Annotated in this window: 12 protein-coding genes, 3 rRNA genes, 1 other RNA gene and 1 CRISPR repeat array; all 16 genes read right to left on the bottom strand. The window is 46.0% G+C overall.

The window, feature by feature from the left end; all coding sequences use genetic code 11:
• Window positions 1–2: 2 nt before the first annotated feature.
• The 16 genes from cas3f to GCWU000321_RS02700 all read right to left on the bottom strand — a co-directional run bounded on the left by cas3f (window position 3) and on the right by GCWU000321_RS02700 (window position 20,284).
• Entirely contained in the window at window positions 3–3,437 is a 3,435-nt protein-coding gene (cas3f, locus tag GCWU000321_RS02630) for a type I-F CRISPR-associated helicase Cas3f (RefSeq protein ID WP_007069543.1), read from the bottom strand.
• Window positions 3,434–4,399, bottom strand: coding sequence for a type I-F CRISPR-associated endonuclease Cas1f (cas1f, locus tag GCWU000321_RS02635; RefSeq protein WP_007069544.1), 966 nt, complete (start codon window positions 4,397–4,399; stop codon window positions 3,434–3,436). The genes cas3f and cas1f overlap by 4 nt, the downstream gene beginning before the upstream one ends.
• 964 nt (window positions 4,400–5,363) lie before the next feature.
• Window positions 5,364–6,626: a sensor histidine kinase gene (locus GCWU000321_RS02640; protein WP_007069546.1), complete on the bottom strand. Its 1,263-nt coding sequence runs from the start codon at window positions 6,624–6,626 to the stop codon at window positions 5,364–5,366.
• A gap of 28 nt (window positions 6,627–6,654) precedes the next feature.
• Complete coding sequence (locus GCWU000321_RS02645; RefSeq protein ID WP_007069547.1) at window positions 6,655–7,329, bottom strand: response regulator transcription factor; 675 nt, start codon at window positions 7,327–7,329, stop codon at window positions 6,655–6,657.
• Window positions 7,326–7,946, bottom strand: a complete 621-nt coding sequence (locus GCWU000321_RS02650; RefSeq protein ID WP_007069548.1) for a GTP pyrophosphokinase — start codon at window positions 7,944–7,946, stop codon at window positions 7,326–7,328. The genes GCWU000321_RS02645 and GCWU000321_RS02650 overlap by 4 nt, the downstream gene beginning before the upstream one ends.
• A 164-nt stretch (window positions 7,947–8,110) precedes the next feature.
• Window positions 8,111–8,680: a CRISPR direct-repeat array (repeat unit 28 nt; unit sequence TTTCTAAGCTGCCTATACGGCAGATAAC).
• Window positions 8,681–9,228: 548 nt separating this feature from the next.
• Window positions 9,229–9,344, bottom strand: a 5S ribosomal RNA gene (rrf, locus tag GCWU000321_RS02655).
• Window positions 9,345–9,414: 70 nt separating this feature from the next.
• Window positions 9,415–12,341 (bottom strand): 23S ribosomal RNA (locus GCWU000321_RS02660).
• A gap of 240 nt (window positions 12,342–12,581) precedes the next feature.
• A 16S ribosomal RNA gene (locus GCWU000321_RS02665) occupies window positions 12,582–14,149 on the bottom strand.
• Together the 16S, 23S and 5S rRNA genes form the textbook arrangement of a ribosomal RNA operon.
• Window positions 14,150–14,465: 316 nt before the next feature.
• Window positions 14,466–15,119, bottom strand: coding sequence for a thiamine phosphate synthase (gene thiE, locus GCWU000321_RS02670; protein ID WP_007069551.1), 654 nt, complete (start codon window positions 15,117–15,119; stop codon window positions 14,466–14,468).
• The gene (gene thiM, locus GCWU000321_RS02675; protein WP_007069552.1) at window positions 15,109–15,921 is read right to left on the bottom strand and encodes a hydroxyethylthiazole kinase; all 813 of its coding nucleotides are present in this window, start codon (window positions 15,919–15,921) and stop codon (window positions 15,109–15,111) included. The genes thiE and thiM overlap by 11 nt, the downstream gene beginning before the upstream one ends.
• A gap of 110 nt (window positions 15,922–16,031) precedes the next feature.
• Complete coding sequence (locus GCWU000321_RS09770) at window positions 16,032–16,535, bottom strand: thioredoxin family protein (protein ID WP_244835036.1); 504 nt, start codon at window positions 16,533–16,535, stop codon at window positions 16,032–16,034.
• Window positions 16,488–16,831: a transfer-messenger RNA gene (gene ssrA / locus GCWU000321_RS09345) on the bottom strand. Before ssrA ends, GCWU000321_RS09770 begins: the two co-directional genes overlap by 48 nt.
• Before the next feature lie 45 nt (window positions 16,832–16,876).
• Window positions 16,877–17,833 carry a P1 family peptidase gene (locus GCWU000321_RS02685; RefSeq protein WP_007069553.1) on the bottom strand — a complete coding sequence of 319 codons (957 nt, stop codon included), beginning with the start codon at window positions 17,831–17,833 and terminating at the stop codon, window positions 16,877–16,879.
• Window positions 17,833–18,759 carry an RluA family pseudouridine synthase gene (locus GCWU000321_RS02690; protein ID WP_007069554.1) on the bottom strand — a complete coding sequence of 309 codons (927 nt, stop codon included), beginning with the start codon at window positions 18,757–18,759 and terminating at the stop codon, window positions 17,833–17,835. The genes GCWU000321_RS02685 and GCWU000321_RS02690 overlap by 1 nt, the downstream gene beginning before the upstream one ends.
• Entirely contained in the window at window positions 18,760–19,191 is a 432-nt protein-coding gene (gene lspA / locus GCWU000321_RS02695) for a signal peptidase II (RefSeq protein ID WP_040381148.1), read from the bottom strand.
• A gap of 115 nt (window positions 19,192–19,306) precedes the next feature.
• The gene (locus tag GCWU000321_RS02700) at window positions 19,307–20,284 is read right to left on the bottom strand and encodes a G5 and 3D domain-containing protein (protein ID WP_007069556.1); all 978 of its coding nucleotides are present in this window, start codon (window positions 20,282–20,284) and stop codon (window positions 19,307–19,309) included.
• Window positions 20,285–20,527: the final 243 nt, after the last annotated feature.

Consider the following 20,527-nt stretch of genomic DNA (forward strand, 5'->3'; position numbering starts at 1 on the left):
AATCATCCCTCCTGTCTATTTTCTTCCGTTAACTTGAACATACCTAACTGATCTGAATATTTCCATTCATCCACTGTACTGGATCTCCCGTAGGGTATAGTGATTTCTCCATATCTGCAGGAAATCTCATTCATCTGCACATCCTGCGGCACATCACTTGTATCTGATACGTACCGCCTCAAGGCAGCTTCATAATCACGAATAAGCCATAACCGTCCCTCCATTTCCTCTGTCATACCACTGTAGTCGGTAATTTCCACACTATCTGAAAGCAAAGTCTTCTCCGTTCCCTCATACACAAGAAATTTTCGTTCCCCCTCCTCATAAACTGCGCAGGCCTTGATTTCTTCCCCATAACTTTCACGAAAGCGGCTGCAGCCTTGCGGAAGTGCCGTCATCCACCAGTATTCTTCCATCCATCCGTGCATACACTGCGGCCCGCAATCTTCCTCGCAGTTAAAATCCATCATGCTCGCATGTTCCAGATCAGAGAGTTTTGAGAAATATCTTTTATCATCCGGACAGAATTGCTCCTTATCCAACATTTCCGGTTTTAAAATTCTCGGTACCGCATCAATCCTTCTGCCCAACTCCTCTTCATCCACAAGATCATGCATGTCATAACTGTTCAATTTCCGTTTTTTAGTTTCATACCCGGGTTTGCTGTAAGCCGGCTCTTTTCCCTGCCAAGCTTTCAGATTATAGGCCATGATTGCCATATTCTTTTTTTCAAGCGTTCCTGAAACCGGCTGACGATGACGAAGGACACGGCCGGCAAGCTGTATGATGGATCGGTACGACGACGGCTCCACCACTGCCCAATCGAAGTCATGATCACGGCCGACTTCCTCCACCGGTGTTGCTACAAGAATAAATATGATATTCTCTTCCGGTGTGCTGTCCAGATGCTTCCGCACGGTTTCATCCTGAAAATCCACTGTGGCAGACTGCGTTTTTCTTGTGAGCACCTTGTCCAGATACCGCTCCTGCTCATGACGGAGAAGAAGGATCTGCCTGCTGTGGTAAGTCATCACTCGGACAGCTGTCCCCTCGCTCCATCCGCATTTCATGAGGTACAGGCTGACTTTCACACAGGGGGTGATATTTGCCACACGAACCACACCGAAAGAAATCCGCTTCTTTGTTCTTTTATCAATGACATGGTGATTTTCATGCAGCTTTTCTATGGCCTTCCTCATATTTTCAAAATAGGAAGTCTCTTTCGCAGCGTCAGTGTCATTATATTCCGCTCCGCAGGGCTGTATATATCCCTTACGCTTTATCGGCTCTTTCCCCAGATTTTCCACTCGTTTACGGATAAATCGATCGTGAATCTTTCGATAAGCCGAATCATCCCCGCTGTCCATCGGTTCCACATCTGTCCTGAACTCATCACAAAGCACAAGAGCACACTGTTTTTTCCCCGTAAAGAAGGAATTGTAACTTTTCAGTCCTGCCTGATATGACCTGTACAGCCCTTCCACCAGATCAGGCGGTATCGTCGCTGAAGAGATCGCCACATTTCTTCCGCACAATCCCGCCAGATGAACAAGCCTTGCTATGGCGATGAGATCCTTGGAATTGAAATCATCAATTTCATCAATCACCAGATCCGATGACATCAGCCGCAATGAAGGCAAAATATACCTTCCTCCCCGTGTCGTCTCCACAGCCCCCATCATATGATCGATAGTCGCCGCAAGAACAGGCTTGTATAGAAAGGCTTTATTCTTTTTTGACGTCTTTTCATTTACCGCCACTCCTTTTTTATCTGTCTTATTGAAAAAGATATCCAGAAACCGGGACTGCTCCTCGCTTTCCGTATCCACATACTCCAATTCTTCCGGCAGCAGCGGCTCTTCCGATAAATACCCCTTTCTATTTCCCTTTTTCTCTTTACCTTTATCTGCTTCCTTATTTTCCTCATGCAATTTGGTTACAGCACTGGAACCGATAAGGACGGCCAGATCATTTCTGTCCAAATGTATCCGTTCCCTGTATTCATCACCGGTCTGCAGCGTCAACGTACGGAGGCCGAGGGCAAGGATATACCGGAGCGATTTTCCGTCCATCGATACAGCCTGCATGATCTTTGCATTGGCAAACGTTTTGCCGCAGCCGGTGCTTGCCATATTGACTATAAAATACCTGGCACCATCCCCATTCTTCTCCCGGAATGCTCTGATTTTCTCGACAACTGTATCCTGCCATCTGAAAACTGCCGGGCTTTTCTTTGTCAACGCCTTTACATCATAGACGCTCTCCATCTGATCACTGAAATAAGGAAGTCTGTGGGCAATATGGGTTGCCTGTTCACAGACCCTGACCAAATGTTCCTCCAGAAACTGCTTTTTCTTTCCGGTCTTACCGTCCGTATTCGCCCACAAATCATTTTTTACCCATCGGCCCTTATCTGTTTCCTCAGGCAGGGAAGAAACATAATGGTCCGCCAGCATAAGAGACAATCTCGTATAGTGGGCGATAGCCCTGAATGATGGTTTGTATGTCTCCCCTCCCATAATATCCATCAGTCTGTCGTAATCATTTAATAACCGGCCGCACCATTTTTTTATGGCCTTCCGCCAAGCTGCCGCATTCTCCACAAGGAGTCCCTCCGGAAATACAAAGCAGCTCCTGCGGCACATAATAGCCTCCTCCGCTTCACTCTCATATCCCCAGCACGCATTCAGACTGAAGAACATACTGTGGAAACTTTTTTTCTCCACATTCACCCAGCCATTCTTATCCATAGACGGCAGCCTGTGATGAGACAGGATCAACCACATCAGAAACTTTGCAATCGGCGGCAAATGTGCTGCATCCAGCTTTTTCATATCTGCCTGCCCGTTTCCTTTTTCGTCAATTTGCAGATTCTTTTCTATATCCTCTGTCTTTATCGTTCCTTCGGCCAGTACTTTCAGCCATTTTCTGTCGTCTTCCTCCGCACCTGCGGCAAAAATAAGCGCTTCAAGAAGCTTGCAGGATACCCATTCATGACGAAAGGGATCCATTTTCAATGTCTTTTCATCCAGTTTCTTCTGAAATAACGCTGATGCCTTTCCCCAGTCATGGAAGAGTGCCGCCACCGCTGCCAGCGCTTTTATCAACGGCAGATACTGCCAGTCATTTTCCCACTCATGGTGAAGGATTTCCTTTTGTGTGGAGTGGACAGGCACGATGCCTTCTTCGTTAAACATATCCCGCTTCCCTACAATCCAGACTAACTCGCTATGGCTCCGGGATCGGATCCAATGACACGCCACTGCTGTACTTTTGGTAGCAGTCCGTCGCAAAAGTGCCTGTACCGTCAGCAATCCCTCTTGCGTAATGACCGTTTTCCACGTATCATTCCCAATTCTGTCTGCAAAACTATCCAGAATCCTCCGCACCGTATAAATAGCCTTCTTCTCGCTCCTGCTCGTAAATATGACCATCATGACCGTTCACCGCCCGCATATAGTCTGCTGCACCGTTTCACTTCATCAAACATAAAATCCAGCGCCTTATGCTCGGTAAACTTCTGTAAGCAGATCTGCCTGAACTCTCTGTCTCTCTGCCCTCTCATGGCACAGATAAAGCTCCATGGCAGGACAATGGCATCCTTGATCAAATCTGCCACATCAAAAACAAGAGCGCCTCGTCTTGTCTTACCATGCATCACCGCGAAGCCGTGAGGAATACCAAGTACCCAGAGAGTCGTTGCCGCCAGTCCGTACGCCAGATAATTCCCATGGTCAAGCAGCCTGTTCGCAGGCTGGTCAGAATTACGCTCCCTCGTGAAATCGACTGTTTCCGTATTCTGTGCCGCGTACCTGTAGAGCTTTTTTGTGAATTCCGCCTCCGCCGCCAATACATGGGTCACATCCCCCGCTATTTCCATGCGGCTCTTAAAAACGGAAATCGCTTCTTCTGTCAAAGCATCATCGGTAAAAAAACCTTCATCGGCCAATTCATTGTCTTTATCCCAGACTGTCTGCAGAAAACGGATACGCTTTTTCTGGAACTCCTTTGCCACAGCAAGACGTTTCTCTTCATCAAACCAAAAAGACAGCCACCCCTGCACATATTCTGTCGGCCTGTACTCACTTTGCGGATTCAGCCACTCCACCTCCGTACCGGCAAATAACGGTGTAGCCCCACCACCGCAGAAACCAACAAGTACACCGGCGCTGCTGAGCAGCCGCATTGCCGCCTGTGTCACAGAAGTACCGCTGCCCAAAAGAATCACTGTTGTGTTGGCAATCGGAATATTCCAAAACAAGTTCTCTTTTTTCGTCTCCGTCAAATAAACAATACGTCCATCCTTCTGCATGATCCTGCACTTTTCAAGATAATATAAATTCGCCCGTTTAGAATGAAGAATCGTTTTTAAGTCCGACTTGACAATATCCTCTATCATAGCCCTCACCACATTCTTTCCTGCAGAATTTTTACTGCAATACAGATACGTTCTCTTTTGCAATATTCATCAATACCTTACAGTAATAAAGATAATTTAACACCATCCATCCATTTCTGATCGACAGCAATCTACTAATTTCTTTGTTATTGCTTTTCTCATTTTACCCCTTAAGTAAAACCATGTCAAATATAATTATTTATTAAGTGGAATTTATTTGACATGGAAATAATCTTTTATGAAATTCAAACTGCCTATGCGGCAGATAATTATAATCATTCATTAAGTTTTCTAAGCTGCTTATCCAGCAGTTGTCTACATTGTACACCATGATAAAAATAAACAGCAACCACAAGATGTTCTTAATATGGATACATTTGCCGTACTGATTTTTCTATAGCTCAGCTTCATGAATATTTTGATCATCCTTACTTTTCATTATCCAAAACCTTCAACTTTTTCATTCCTTCAGTATTCAAATTCTCCAAAGAAAATAATTAGGTTCTTGCCAATTTTCTAAGCACGACCATTCGCTCTTTCCAATCAATCTTTTTACCAATTAAAACTGCATTACAGCTTTCCATATTCGCAAGGACCAATAACTCATTTAGATTTGCACAAGCCCTCATTTTTCTTTCAGATCCGGATTTTCCTCACGCCACTATTTTGCACGTTTATTGAACAACACAACATTTAGCACATCCGCTTCACTTACATATTTGCAGGACAATTGTTCACTTGTTAAATCAGATAAAAGATATCCGTTGACAGCATCTGTGTAAATTTTATAGTTAATCTTTAGGATTTCTCTATTTAGATTCCAAAGCCCTGAATACCCATTATCGGGGCAAATCCACTCATAGCTTATCCAAGCTGCGCCTCATTTTCATTGCATTTCCAAAAACACTCTACAATCCTTTACTCAAAAACGGCACTGTTTTTCTTTCAGTGCTGTTTTTCTGTTTCAGAAGTCAAGGCGGAAGGAAATGCGCCCTTCTTTCCATGATACGTCTATGGTTCCATCGAGGATCTGCACGATGTCGGCAGCTATGGAGAGGCCTACGCCGTAGCCTTTGATCTGGCTGCTGTGGGAGATGTCGTGGCGGTAGAAGCGTTCAAAGAATTTCGTGTAGTCTATATCTTCTCCTTCTGCAAAGTCGTTGGAGATTATTATCGCAAAACCTTTTTCTTTTTTCTCTGTCGTGACTTCCACTTGCACGCGTCCTTTTTCGTCGCAGTATTTCACGGCGTTATCCAGAAGGATGCCGAGGATCTGTCCGAAGAGTTTTTCTTCTGACCGGACGTGGACGCCGGGCGGTATATGGGTTTCGAGCGTCTTCCCCCGTTCAGCCGCCACCTGTCGGAAGTCACCTGCGATGGTTTCTGTGACTTGGGAAATATCCACATCTTCCAGTTTCAGGTTTTCTTTTTCTATTTCCCCGACCCGGGCGAGGGCAACAAGGTCGTTGATAAGGTTCGTCAGGCGTTTCGTCTGTTTGATAATATTCCCTGTCCATTCGCTCTTTCCGCTGACGAGTTCGAGCGCTTCCGTATTCGCCGAAATGATCGCCACCGGTGTTTTCAGCTCGTGGCTGGCGTTTGTGATGAACCGTTTCTGGTTTTCCATATTTCTCACGAAGGGCTTGATGGCCTTGCTGGAGAGGAAGGTGATGATGAGGAAGAAGAGGATGATGCAGAAGAGACCGAGCGCCACGGAGTAGCTGAATATGGAAGAGAGGGCGAGGATGTCCCGGGTACAGTCGAAAAAGACGACGAGGGTGTCACCGCTGGCGGTCTGTGTGATTTTATAGTTGTAATAGGCCCTGTCTTTAAGGAAGAAATCTTCCGATTTCTCTGTCTGGAGAACCCGTACGGCGAGGTTGAAGGCTTCTTTGGCGTTGAATGCGGCGATGTGGTTGACGTTAATGACCTTCGCTTCCTTTTTGTTCGCGTCAAAGAGAATGGAGAAATATCTCGCCTGATAGGAGAATTCAGGTGTTTCTTCCGCCCAGTTCCCGAATTCGAAGAGTCCTTTCTCCTGCGGCGCGAGGTCGGATGGGATAGTGCCGCCGTTCTGCGAAATGATGTCGGTGATGGACGATATTTCATGGTGCACCCTGACGTAAAGGGAGCCATTGATCAGTCCGACGGCAAGGACGATGATGGCCACGACGGAGACGGTGGCCATCCATATAAATTTGCGGTGGAGCCTGCGTATCATATCCATAGGAGTACCTTCTGTTTCTGTATGTCAATCAGCGGGAGACGATCTGGAGGCGGAAGTCGCTGTTTTTCTCTCCTGCTATCCGTATATTTCCATGAACGGCCTCGATTTTTTCTCTGAGGTAGGAAATATACATCCAGACGATGCCGATATCCATGTCCGCTTCATCACTCCAGACATAGCGGAAAAGCTCGTCGGTAGAAATAGTCTTCCCTTCGTTCATCATAAGGTAGGAAAGGAGCTTCGTTTCCTTGCTCGACAGGCGGACGGAACTGGTGCAGGAAAGTTCTTGCTCCGCCACATCCAGCTCGACATCGCCTTTTTTCAGCTTAGTCGGCGTGAATTCGCCCATGCGCCTTGTCATGGAACGGATGCGGGCGAGCAGTTCCCCCATGGCGAACGGTTTAGCGAGGTAGTCGTCCGCGCCTGCGTCAAGGCCCATGATGCGGTCTTCTACCTCCGATTTGGCGGTCAGCATGATGACCGGCGTCATATCACCGCTGTCACGGATACGTTTCAGCGCTTCAATACCGTCTATTTTCGGCATCATGATATCGAAAATCATACAACTGTAGGAGTTCTCCCTCGCCTTTTCCGTAGCGGCGAGCCCGTCATAGACGGCGTCCACCTCGTAGCCGAAATGTTTCAGCACCGCCGCAAGGGCGTCTGACATAGCCTTTTCGTCTTCTGCTATCAATATTTTCATTCTGTTCCACCTTCTTCACGGATAAGTTTACGAATCGTCTGCATGGAAATATCGCAGGACGCCAGTTCATCAGCACAGCGTTTCAACTCCTGCTCAATGAGCGGCGCATTCCTGATATGGTGCTTATATTTCATTTCATGCTCCAGACTCGCCCACGAATCCATAGCGATGGTGCGGAGCTGTATTTCCACAAAAAAATGACCCGGATTATCTCCGCGAACGTCCTCATACGGCGCCTCAACCGACAGGATCATATGGTAGCTGCGGTACCCATTTGATTTCACATCCAGTATATAATCCTTTTCTTTCACCACGGTGATTCCCGGCAAGTTTTTAATTCGTGAAATATTTTTGTAAATATCGTCGATAAAGCGGCAAACAACACGGAACCCGATGGCATCCCGTACCTCGCAGAGCGCCGAATAAGGGGTAAGAGGCAATCCCCGCGTTTCCAGCTTCGCCTGCATGCTTTTCTCCGATTTCAGCCGGTAACGCAGATGCTCATAAATCAACTCCCCCGAATTATCTTTATGTGCCTTCGCATACCGCTCTATGGAAACCGCCATCATCCGCATGACCGCCTCTAAAGAATCCTTGTACTGTCCATATATATCCATATGATAAACCTCTTTTACATAAGTATGCCTAAATTATAGCACAGGAAAAACGGCCCCTGACAAAAAAGCCCCCCCACTTCGCCACATACGCCCTGCAACATCAGCCGCGCAACACAAAAAGCCGACCCCCATCAGACGTCAGCCATAAAAAAAGAACTATGAAGTATATAACCTGCCTATACGGCAGATAACGAAAAAGGAATACAGCTGCCACTGATCACGAACGTTTCTAAACTGCCTATACGGCAGATAACTTACCGCTCTTGCTGTCGCTTGTGCGGTAATCTTTCTAAGCTGCCTATACGGCAGATAACATGCCGGAAACGACTTTTCCGTGTGCGAAAGTTTTCTAAGCTGCCTATACGGCAGATAACTTGAAGTCCATATAGTTTTCAACAACTTCATATTTCTAAGCTGCCTATACGGCAGATAACTTGTTTATTCCTCCTGTTTTTGTTACAATGGATTTCTAAGCTGCCTATACGGCAGATAACAGAAAACATAGACTATTATGCTTTCAAAGCATTTTCTAAGCTGCCTATACGGCAGATAACTGTCCTCTTTTCTTTTAAAAATATGCGATTTTTTTCTAAGCTGCCTATACGGCAGATAACCCGTATTTCCTTTTTCTCCTTTTTCGCCTTTTTTTCTAAGCTGCCTATACGGCAGATAACCATGTTTTTTAACGGTGTTTCCGCAAATTCCCTTTCTAAGCTGCCTATACGGCAGATAACTGTAAAAAATAAAAAGATATTGCGATACTGTCTGGCCGTATCCTTTTTTCTTTATTTTATCCCAAATTTATCTTCTTTTGCAAACATATAGGTTTTATCGCATTCCCCAGTGTCCATAAAAATTTGAGTTAAAATTTAGTATTCAATACTTCCTCTATCCTCCGTCATACCTTACCGCTCCTTTCGTCCAGGTATGGCGTTTCAAACGCTTTTATAGTGTCGCTTCGCTCTCTTAAAAATGGTTCACTTCCTTTCTTTTGAATAAAAGGGCTCACCCAAACCCTATTCTTACCGGCAGAATTTCTTTTATAAAACCGGTTCGCAATAAATACCTTATGAAGCAAAAGCGTAAGCAGAAAGCCTTCTTCTTTATAAGGATGTAGTCAGCAAAGCCGGACAGAAGATGCTCACTTGCCGAGATAACTCAAATCGTAAAAGAAAAAGTTCACCGTTTGCCTCACTACGGGTACAGATCCTTCACATGTCCTACTCCCTTCAAATTTATGCATATGAAAAAAGACACCTACATTTGTAAGTGTCTTTTCCTTTATCAGCAGCTTCCTATCCTCCCGAGCCGCTTCCGGCCAAGTACTTTCGGCGTTTGTGAGCTTAACTTCCGTGTTCGGCATGGATACGGGTGATCCTCACAGCTATCGCCACTGTTTCTCTGAGAGTCTGTTCTCTCAAAACCATATAGAAGAAGTCCTGAAGTTATTCGCTTGTCTCGGTGTTCCTAAGTTAAGACCTCGACCTATTAGTTTTATGTCGCTCCAAGCCTTGCGGCTCTTCCACTCATAACCTATCTACCTCATCGTCTGTAAGGGGTCTTACTCATTGCTGATGAGAAGTCTCATCTTGAGGTTGGCTTCGCGCTTAGATGCTTTCAGCGTTTATCCTTCCCGGATGCGGCTTTCCAGCCGTGCCACTGGCGTGACAACTGGGACACCGTTGATCCGTCCACTCCGGTCCTCTCGTACTAGGAGCAGCTCCTCTCAAACTTCTTGCGCCCGCGATGGATATGAACCAAACTGTCTCACGACGTTTTGAACCCAGCTCGCGTACCACTTTAATGGGCGAACAGCCCAACCCTTGGGACCTACTCCAGCCCCAGGATGTGATGAGCCGACATCGAGGTGCCAAACCTCCCCGTCGATATGAACTCTTGGGAGAGATTAGCCTGTTATCCCCAGGGTAGCTTTTATCCGTTGAGCGATGGCCTTTCCACTCAGTACCACCGGATCACTAAGCCCGACTTTCGTCTCTGCTCGACTTGTTGGTCTCGCAGTCAAGCTCCCTTCTGCCTTTGCACTCTTCGGCCGGTTTCTGTCCGGCCTGAGGGAACCTTTGGGCGCCTCCGTTACTCTTTCGGAGGCGACCGCCCCAGTCAAACCGCCTGCCTGAGAGGGTCCGCAGGGTCGTTACTCCTCGCGTTAGAATCTCAGCAACAGAAGGGTGGTATCCCAACATCGGCTCCGCACCGCCCTAGGGCAATGCTTCGGCGCCTCCCACCTATCCTGTGCATCTGTCACCGGGATTCAATCTCAAGCTGCAGTGAAGCTCCATGGGGTCTTTCTGTCCAGTCGCGGGTAACCTGCATCTTCACAGGTATTTCAATTTCACCGGGCCCCTCGTTGAGACAGTGCCCAAATCATTACGCCTTTCATGCGGGTCGGAACTTACCCGACAAGGAATTTCGCTACCTTAGGACCGTTATAGTTACGGCCGCCGTTCACCGGGGCTTCAGTTCGATGCTTCGCTTTCGCTAACTTCTCTCCTTAACCTTCCGGCACCGGGCAGGCGTCAGCACCTATACTTCAGCTTTCGCTTTCGCAGGCACCTGTGTTTTTGGTAAACAGTTGCTTGGGCCTCTTTTCTGCCGCCCCTTTTAGCTCTGAGCGTTTCTGCTCTTCACTGACCGGGGGCCATCCTTCTCCCTAGGTTACGGATGCAATTTGCCGAGTTCCTTAACGAGGGTTTTCCCGCGCACCTTAGGATTCTCTCCCCGCCTACCTGTGTCGGTTTACGGTACGGGCGGATCTTGTCTCGCTAGAAGTTTTTCTTGGCAGTGTGGGATCCATGAGTTCGTCAAAGTTTCCTTTAACTCCCCATCATGTCTCTGCTTTTAGCTACAGGGGTTTTCCTCTGCAGCAACATACGCACTTGGACGCGCTCTTCCAGCCGCGCGATCATGTGCCCTCCTGCGTCGCTCCTTCGCTCAATCGACTTGATCCGGTACAGGAATTTCAACCTGTTGTCCATCGCCTACGCTTCTCGCCTCGGCTTAGGTCCCGACTTACCCTGAGTCGACGATCGTTGCTCAGGAACCCTCGGGCTTTCGGTGGAAAGGATTCTCACCTTTCTTTTCGATACTCATACCGGCATTCTCACTTCTTATTCGTCCACATGTCCTTCCAGTCATGCTTCTTCCTTATAAGAACGCTCCCCTACCCATGATATTGCTATCATGCCATAGCTTCGGTTCCGTGCTTGAGCCCCGGACATTTTCGGCGCAGCGTCTCTCGACCAGTGAGCTATTACGCACTCTTTAAATGGTGGCTGCTTCTGAGCCAACATCCTGGTTGTTTATGAAATGCCACATCCTTCGCCACTTAGCACGGCATTGGGGACCTTAGCTGATGGTCTGGGCTGTTTCCCTTTTGACTGCGGCCCTTATTAGTCGCAGTCTGACTCCCAGGTATGATTGCAGCCATTCGGAGTTTGACTGGGTTTGGTAACCGGGTAGGTCCCTCTCCTGATCAGTGCTCTACCGCCTGCAATCTTTTCCCTGAGGCTAGCCCTAAAGCTATTTCGGGGAGAACCAGCTATCTCCACGTTCGATTGGAATTTCACCCCTACCCACACCTCATCCTAACCCTTTTCAACGGATATAGGTTCGGTCCTCCACACATTTTTACCTGTGTTTCAACCTGGACATGGGTAGATCACTGTGGTTTCGGGTCTACGCTTCCTGACTTGCGCCCTCTTAAGACTCGCTTTCGCTTCGGCTCCGCATTTCCTGCTTAACCTTGCCAGGCTTCGTAACTCGCCGGTTCATTCTTCAATAGGCACGCCGTCGACCTTATTATTAAGCGGTCTCCGACTGCTTGTAAACATACGGTTTCAGGTTCTCTTTCATTCCCCTCCCGGGGTGCTTTTCACCTTTCCCTCATGGTACTATGCGCTATCGGTCGATATCTGTGTTTTGCCTTGGAGGGTGGTCCCCCCTGCTTCCCACGGGATTTCTCGTGTCCCGCGGTACTCTGGTGCCATCTCCGCGTTTCTCTTTTTCGCCTACCAGGCTTTCACTGTCTTCGGCACTGTTTCCCAACAGTTTCGGCTAAGGTTCTTCGCGGTTCTGATGGTCCTCAACCCCGGTAAAGTTTCCTTCACCGGTTTGGGCTTCTTCCCTGTTCGCTCGCCGCTACTTGGGGTATCTCGTTTGATTTCTTTTCCTCGGGTTACTTAGATGTTTCAGTTCGCCCGGTTCCCTTCTCATGCTCTTGGGCATGGATGGCTGTGCATCATCACAGCCGGATTTCTCCATTCGGATGTCTGCGGGTCGCCGATTATTTGCATCTCTCCGCAGCTTTTCGCAGCTTGTCACGTCCTTCGTCGGCAGATATCGCCAAGGCATCCACCGTATGCTCTTAGTATCTTAACTTACGTTTTTTACCTTGACTTTTGTTTCTTTTTCCCGGGGAAAGGGTTCCCTCTCTCCGGGTTTCCTTCAGTACGCCAGAAAATTTTTCTCTTTCGTGAAATCTTTTCTTTCGTTTCTTCTTCTATACAGTTTTCAAAGAACAGTTGAGAGTTATGGTTCTCTCAAAACCGAACAGTACTTCGAGATTTCCGATGTCCGACCTACACGTTCTTAAGGTTTCCCTTAAGTGTGTCTCCTTAGAAAGGAGGTGATCCAGCCGCACCTTCCGATACGGCTACCTTGTTACGACTTCACTCCAATCATCAGCTCCGCCTTCGACGGCTGGCTCCTTGCGGTTACCTCACCGGCTTCGGGTGTTTCTGACTCTCATAGTGTGACGGGCGGTGTGTACAAGGCCCGGGAACGTATTCACCGCGGTATGCTGACCCGCGATTACTAGCGATTCCTACTTCACGCAGGCGGGTTGCAGCCTGCGATCTGAACTGGGGGTGTGTTTTTGAGGTTTGCTCTTCCTCGCGGGTTCGCTTCTCTTTGTTGACACCCATTGTAGTACGTGTGTAGCCCAGGTCATAAGGGGCATGATGACTTGACGTCGTCCCCGCCTTCCTCCGCGTTGTCCGCGGCGGTCTCATTTGAGTCCCCACCTTTACGTGCTGGTAACAAATGATAGGGGTTGCGCTCGTTGCGGGACTTAACCCAACATCTCACGACACGAGCTGACGACAGCCGTGCACCACCTGTTTTCTCGTCTTCCGAAGAAGAACTCCGCATTTCTGCAGATCGCGATCAATGTCAAGACCTGGTAAGGTTCTTCGCGTTGCGTCGAATTAAACCACATACTCCACCGCTTGTGCGGGCCCCGTCAATTCCTTTGAGTTTTAATCTTGCGATCGTACTTCCCAGGCGGGATACTTATTGCGTTAACTCCGGCACAGGAGGGGTCGATACCTCCTACACCTAGTATCCATCGTTTACGGCGTGGACTACCAGGGTATCTAATCCTGTTTGCTCCCCACGCTTTCGCGCCTCAGCGTCAGTTTTCGTCCAGAAAGTCGCCTTCGCCACCGGTGTTCTTCCTAATCTCTACGCATTTCACCGCTACACTAGGAATTCCACTTTCCTCTCCGATACTCCAGCTTCCCAGTTTCCTTCCCATCACGGGGTTAAGCCCCGCACTTTTAAGAGGGACTTGGGAAGCCGCCTGCGCGCGCTTTACGCCCAATAATTCCGGACAACGCTTGCCACCTACGTATTACCGCGGCTGCTGGCACGTAGTTAGCCGTGGCTTGCTTTTCCGGTACCGTCAATGCAGTTTGTTCTTCGCACTCTGCCTTTTCGTCCCGGATCACAGAGTTTTACAACCCGAAGGCCGTCATCACTCACGCGGCGTTGCTCCGTCAGGCTTTCGCCCATTGCGGAAGATTCCCCACTGCTGCCTCCCGTAGGAGTCTGGACCGTGTCTCAGTTCCAGTGTGGCCGTTCATCCTCTCAGACCGGCTACTGATCGTCGCCTTGGTGGGCCGTTACCCCTCCAACCAGCTAATCAGACGCAAACCCCTCTTCAGGCGATAGCTTACAGGTAGAGGCCACCTTTTCTTCCATGGGCCATGCGGCTCTTGGAACTTATTCGGTATTAGCAGTCGTTTCCGTCTGTTGTCCCCATCCTGAAGGCAGGTTGTTTACGTGTTACTCACCCGTTTGCCACTCAATTCTGAAAAGAGCAAGCTCTTTCCGTCTTTTCGTTCGACTTGCATGTGTTAAGCACGCCGCCAGCGTTCGTCCTGAGCCAGGATCAAACTCTCCATGATAGATTGTTTGTTTCGGCTCGATTTTGTCTTGCCTTTCTTACTCAAATTCTTTGCGGTTTCCTTTTTTTCTTGAAACTCGCACATCGGCTTTTTTCTCGCTGTACTGTTCAGTTTTCAAAGAACCATCGCTCTAAGCGACTTCATTACTTTAGCACGACCATTTCCTTCTGTCAAGCATTCTTTTGAATCCTTTTGAAAAAATGGAACCAGACTTACTATGCACTGGTGCATCAGTAGAAGTTATTATAACAGCGTTCTATCTTTAAGTCAAATGTGTCTTCTTGCAGATTTAACCGATGCTTTAAACATAGAGCTATTAGTTGCTGCTATATTTATTTTTTATATTTAATGTGCTGATTACCACCTTTTTCATTTTTTTTGCGGCACTATATGCTTGTGCCGCCCCTAAAATTGCGGAAACAACCGCGATCCCGCTTATACCGGTTTCATGCAAGTATTTAACATTGCTGCAATTAATGCCTCCAATGGCTACTACAGGAATAGAAACGGCCTTTACTATCTCCTGTAACATTTTTATCGTAACATTTTTCGTATTTTTTTTCGTGTTCGTAGAAAATACTGCCCCCACACCAATATAATCTGCTCCATCACGCTCCGCCTGCAACGCCTCTTCCACATTATGAGCGGATACACCCATAATTTTTTCTGCACCGATAAGCCGTCTCACAATGGAAGCAGGTATATCATTTTGCCCTACATGGATGCCCGGTGCGTCTATTGCAAGCATCAAATCCAATCTGTCATTAATAATAAGCGGTATACTGTATGTATCAGTTATCCTCCTCAGTGCAGCCGCGTCATGATAAAATTCTTTCATATTCCCATTTTTCTCACGCAACTGTACCATCGTGCATCCACCTCTGATTGCCAATTCGACTTTTTTATCTAATTTTCTTCTTTCTGTCGTACCGGTATCAGCCACTAAATATAACGAACAATCAAATTTCATGAATACGTGCCTCTGCTTCAAAAATTTCTTTTCTCATATTCCCAAGCATGTCAAATAATCCCATATGAAAATGCCCCAATCCACACTCCCCATATCTCTTCCATGACAATTCACCTGCAATCCCCACACAGGCTGCTGCACAAACAGCAGAATACACCGCCTTCGTATCTGCACCGAGAAATAAGCCTGTAAGCGCACTGCAAATACAACCCGTTCCTGTCAGTAAAGACATTTCTTTACAACCGTTTTCAATCATATACATCTTATCCCCGTCAGTAACTATATCTCTTTCTCCCGTAACAACAACAACTGCATGTGTCTTTTCCGCAAATTTTCGTACGGTGCAAATAGAATCAAACTTCGTCTCTGCGTCAATTCCCCTCATCCGATTGTACTTATCAAATAAACATTGTATTTCAGATGAATTTCCTCGAATTACGGATACTTCCACTTCATGCAGCAACTTTTTAGCAGCATTCCTACGGAAAGAACTTGCTCCACATCCTACTGGATCAAAAACAACAGGAATCCTTTTTTTATTAGCAGCCTTTCCTGCTAACAATAATGATTGAAGTCTTTCTTCTGATGGCACACCCAAATTCAAAACAAGACTATCTGCTGCACCGGTGATTTCTTCAACTTCTTCAATATAATCTGCCATTACGGTGCGCCCCCCCATAGCCAACACTGCATTGGCACAATCATTAGCAGTTACAAAATTAGTGATTTGATGTACAACGGGATTTCTATTCGTAATCAGTTCCAGATAAGCTCCGAATGAATTTATACCATCTTTCTCCATACTATATTTACTCCCTCACATAAACCCATTTCAATTATCTTAACTTCTACCATCATACACTAAAAAAGCTGTGACCAAAAATTTTTCAGTCACAACTTTTTGTATTTCGGTTATTTTACATTATTCTTGTTCACAAATTCCATTAATTCCGAATATCCTACATTACCATAACCAACGATACTATCCACCGGTTTTCCATCACGGAAGAAAAGCAATGTAGGAATTGTATCTACTTCGTACTTTTCGGCAACAGCCTGATCTTCATCAAAATTAAGTCCATAGATCGGCACATCAATTTCCTCGGAAATCTTTTCTAAAATCGGGCGAAGACGACGGCAATAACCGCACCATGGCGCACTAACCCCTATAATTACATTCCCGCCTGAAATAACTTCATTCACTTTTTCTGCTCCTTTAATTGGCTGGATCATATCGAACACTCCTTTTCTATGAAAGATTAATTTACTAAGATTATCATAGTCGACTAATCGAATTTTGTCAATATACTTTTTTTGATATATTAAGTCATAAAAAAACAGGCCATGTATATGACCTGAAAACACTTCTGGTGGAGATGAGGGGAGTCGAACCCCTGTCCAAAAAGCCTGCCCCATAAACTTCTCCGAGTGCAGTTCTTGTTTTTTATTTAAGCAAAGTATCGTACAAAAACAAACTACCTTTGCCGATCTTGGAATTAGTTTCCCTAAAAAGTCCCAAGCCTCCTCTCTCGGTATCCTATTGGTTGATGTCAGCCTGAAGTCATAGGAAAACTTTAGGGGACATTAGCAGATTAAGCTGCTAAAGCAAAATCATGTTTTGCGTTTAAGTTTTTCCACCGTTTAACGGGGTAGATGGAATCCCGACTCGCTTTTTATGATACAGAATCTCCTGTCGAAACCGGTACATCCCCAGAACACTATTATTTTAAATCAAACTCGGAATACTTGTCAAAATATTACCCGGAAAAAATATCATTATACGAAATGCATCCTCCCATAGTTTCCGTATTTTTTATGGCATCAAGCACTGCCAGCCGGATGGCATCTTCTGCCAGATAGCCTACCGTATCCACCGCCGTCTCATACTCTCCGGAAGCCATTGTAAAAATCGCATCTCCATCCATTGTCGTATGGACCGGCCGGATAGATCGGGCATATCCGTCATGTGCCATACCGGATACTGTACTGCATTCCGCTTTACTCAGTGCTGCATTTGTAATAACGCAGGCGATCGTGGTATTTGCTCCGCTACACTCCCGCGTGATACCGCTAAGCATCAATTCATGAGAAGATATGAGCTTTTTTCTGCTCCGGGAAAAAACACCGGCGAATATTTTTTCTCCATCAAATACCTCTCCGCAGGCATTGACCACCACATAAGCACCAACGCGAAGACCACCGGGTAAAGAAATCTCATGGTAACCTGCTCCGCTTTTCATGGCATTTCCAAATCCAAGCAATTTACCCACCGTAGCACCTGTCCCGGCACCGTTACATCCTGATAAGAATTCTGAGGATGCAGATTTAGCCGCTTCATATCCCATCAATAAATCAGGATAAGCTTTTTCATCTCCAATCATCAGATCGAAAAGCACTGCACTGCATACAATCGGGACACATACATTCCCTATCGGAAATCCCACCCCCTGTTCCGCCAGGTATTTCACACATCCCGATGCGGCTTCCAAGCCGAACGCAGATCCCCCTGACAAAACAACGGCATGAATTTTTTGCACGGTTTTTCTTGGATCCAATAAATCCGTCTCTCTTGTCCCAGGTGCACAGCCGCGGACATCTACACCGGCCGTTGCACCGCCATCAGGTGCCAAAATAACGGTAACACCGGTCAACCCCTCTCTGTTCTCTGCTGTACCGATTTTAAATCCCGATATATTTATTTTTGATTTCCTCATTATAGCATGCTTTCTTTCCTTGCTAAATTAAGGCAGTTTATCATATCTTCCGGCACAGGCGCCTCAAAATGCATAACTTCTCCCGTAATAGGATGGCATAATTCCAACGTATGGGAATGCAGCGCCTGTCCCTTTATCGGAAAATGATCTTTCTTCCATCCATACAATGGGTCATTGACTACCGCATGCCTGATATGTGCCATATGAACACGAATCTGATGCGTACGTCCTGTTTCCAGTTTGCACTCAATCCATGAGTAATGCGGTAGATATTCTATAACATGAAAATGCGTTACCGCAGGCCTGCCTGTTTCATGCAGCACATCCCATTTCATGCGATCTTTAGTACTTCTCCCCAAAGGCAGCCGAATTACTCCAGTATCGCCCTCCATCTGCCCGTGCACCAGTGCGATATAACAGCGCTGTGCTTTATGACTGGCAATTTCCTTTTGTAAAATACCATATGCCCGTTCCGATTTGGCCGCCACCATGACACCCGATGTATCTTTATCCAAACGGTGGACAATCCCTGGCCTTTCAGGATCCCCCACACTTCTCAGTTGTTCGCCGCAATGAAAAAGAAGAGCATTCACCAGCGTTCCTTCCGTATTTCCCGCTCCGGGATGAACTACCACACCTCTTCTCTTATTGATGACAATCATATCATTGTCTTCATATAAAATATCAAGAGGGATATTTTGCCCAATAAGTTCCTGTTTTTTCTTCTCCTCCCAGAAAAACGAGATACGGTCTCCTTCAGATACATGATAATTCGAATGAATCATCTTCTTAGGCAGTAAACTTACATTCCCCGCCTTAATCCACTTTTGTACCTCAGAACGAGTTAACCCGGTCCGCTCCTTTAAAAATTGATCCAGCCGTTTCCCTTCATCTGCAACAGACACTAAGTAAACATTCTGATTCATTCAATCATGTCTCCAAAAATAAAATGCAATACATGCCACACCTATACAAATCGCAATATCCGCCACGTTAAAAATAGGCCAGATACGAAAATCAAAAAAATCAACAACCCCGCCTATTCTGCACCGATCCAAGGCATTTCCCACCGCTCCGCCAAGTAATAACCCAATAGACAAAGGAAAATATACCGGCTTTTGAGGAATACGATTCCTAAGCCAAGCAAAAGCAAGTAACAGTATCATGACTATTCCCAAGAACAGCACATCCTGATGGGGAAATAAGCCAAATGCCGCCCCCGGATTAATGATATAAGTTAAGTGGACAACATTTTTTATGACAGGTATAGTTTCTCCCAGATCCATATTTATACACACGAAATACTTTGTGATTTGATCCGCGATAACAGTAAGAAAGGTAACCAAAATAGTGAACATAAAGCCTCCTGTTTTCATATTATAACAGACGCTTCCGCAAAAATAAAAACCGGCGTCTTTCCCCTCGCTTTATCGCAAAGAGGAAGATACCGATTTCCAAAAACATTTAAGTCACCTAATAATTTATAAATACCTGCACATCGCGACGGCCGAACTGGTAACATTCTTCGTAGCTTTCCATACAAAGGTCAATTTTATGCCCGACAATCGCTCCACCCGTATCCGCAGCTATCGCTTCACCATACTGCGGAATATACAATTTAGACCCCAAAGGGATTACGCTTGGATCTACCGCTACAGTTCCATAACCTGCTTTAGTCCCGGTCGCCGTTATACCGTCTCCACCGCCATCATTAGGATGATAGGCGGTAGCGTTCATTGTAGTCACCCATCCCACGGCACCATCTCTTTTCCCGGTCCGCGCAATACCCTTGACCCCGGCCTCAAGTGTTTCTACTTTGAAAACGCTTTCATGAATCACCTTACCATCTGAAATAAATTCTTCAATTTCAAGACGCCGCCGTTCAGGTGTCCCCTCTTGAATAACCACCACTTCATCAGGCGCAAGAGAACTATCATACCACATGGTATATCCTGCGGGAACAGATTCTTCACGAACTACATTACGAGCCGTATACGGAACCATATGAATCTTCATATTTTCATGAACCTTCGATAAACCATCTTCCAGCGGCATCATTTTACGCCAATCATATCCAGCGTCATTGACCGCTCCCTGAACAGTCTGTTGTGTTGTATAAATTATTTTTTCCTTATCATTTTCAATAATAGTGACCGGCACCGAACGTTCCACATAAAGAACTGCCCCATCTTTTAGTTTTTCTGTACTGGTCCAATAAGTATCATGTATCCTTAGCGGCTGCGAAAGCGAATCAAGAACATCCTTAAAGGTATTCCCCCGGGTTTTTACAACAGTCCTCACTTCGCCGTCATATACAGTGATATTTTTAATTTCCGGCAAAGAAGCTGGATTTACTTTTGCAAGAACAAACTCAGTATGCATAATTGCTGCGACAATAAGAAATAATACAGCAACCATGATTTTTACTTTTTCTTTAATAAATATCTTCATAATGTCTCTCCTACAGGCATTATTCTACCATAGGTGGACATTCTGTCAAATACGGTTTGGTTTACAATATATTTTTGCTAATTTTAATCATAATTTATCGCATAATATATAAATCAACCTATGCTTTACATAAACAAAATAAAATTATATATATCTTTTAAATCCACAAATAACTTAATGAAATTAAGTTACTCCCCTACGTCCATATTGTAAACATATTGTTTCTCCAGTGGACTTATCCAT

Source organism: Dialister invisus DSM 15470 (assembly GCF_000160055.1).
In the GTDB taxonomy this organism is placed as follows: domain Bacteria; phylum Bacillota; class Negativicutes; order Veillonellales; family Dialisteraceae; genus Dialister; species Dialister invisus.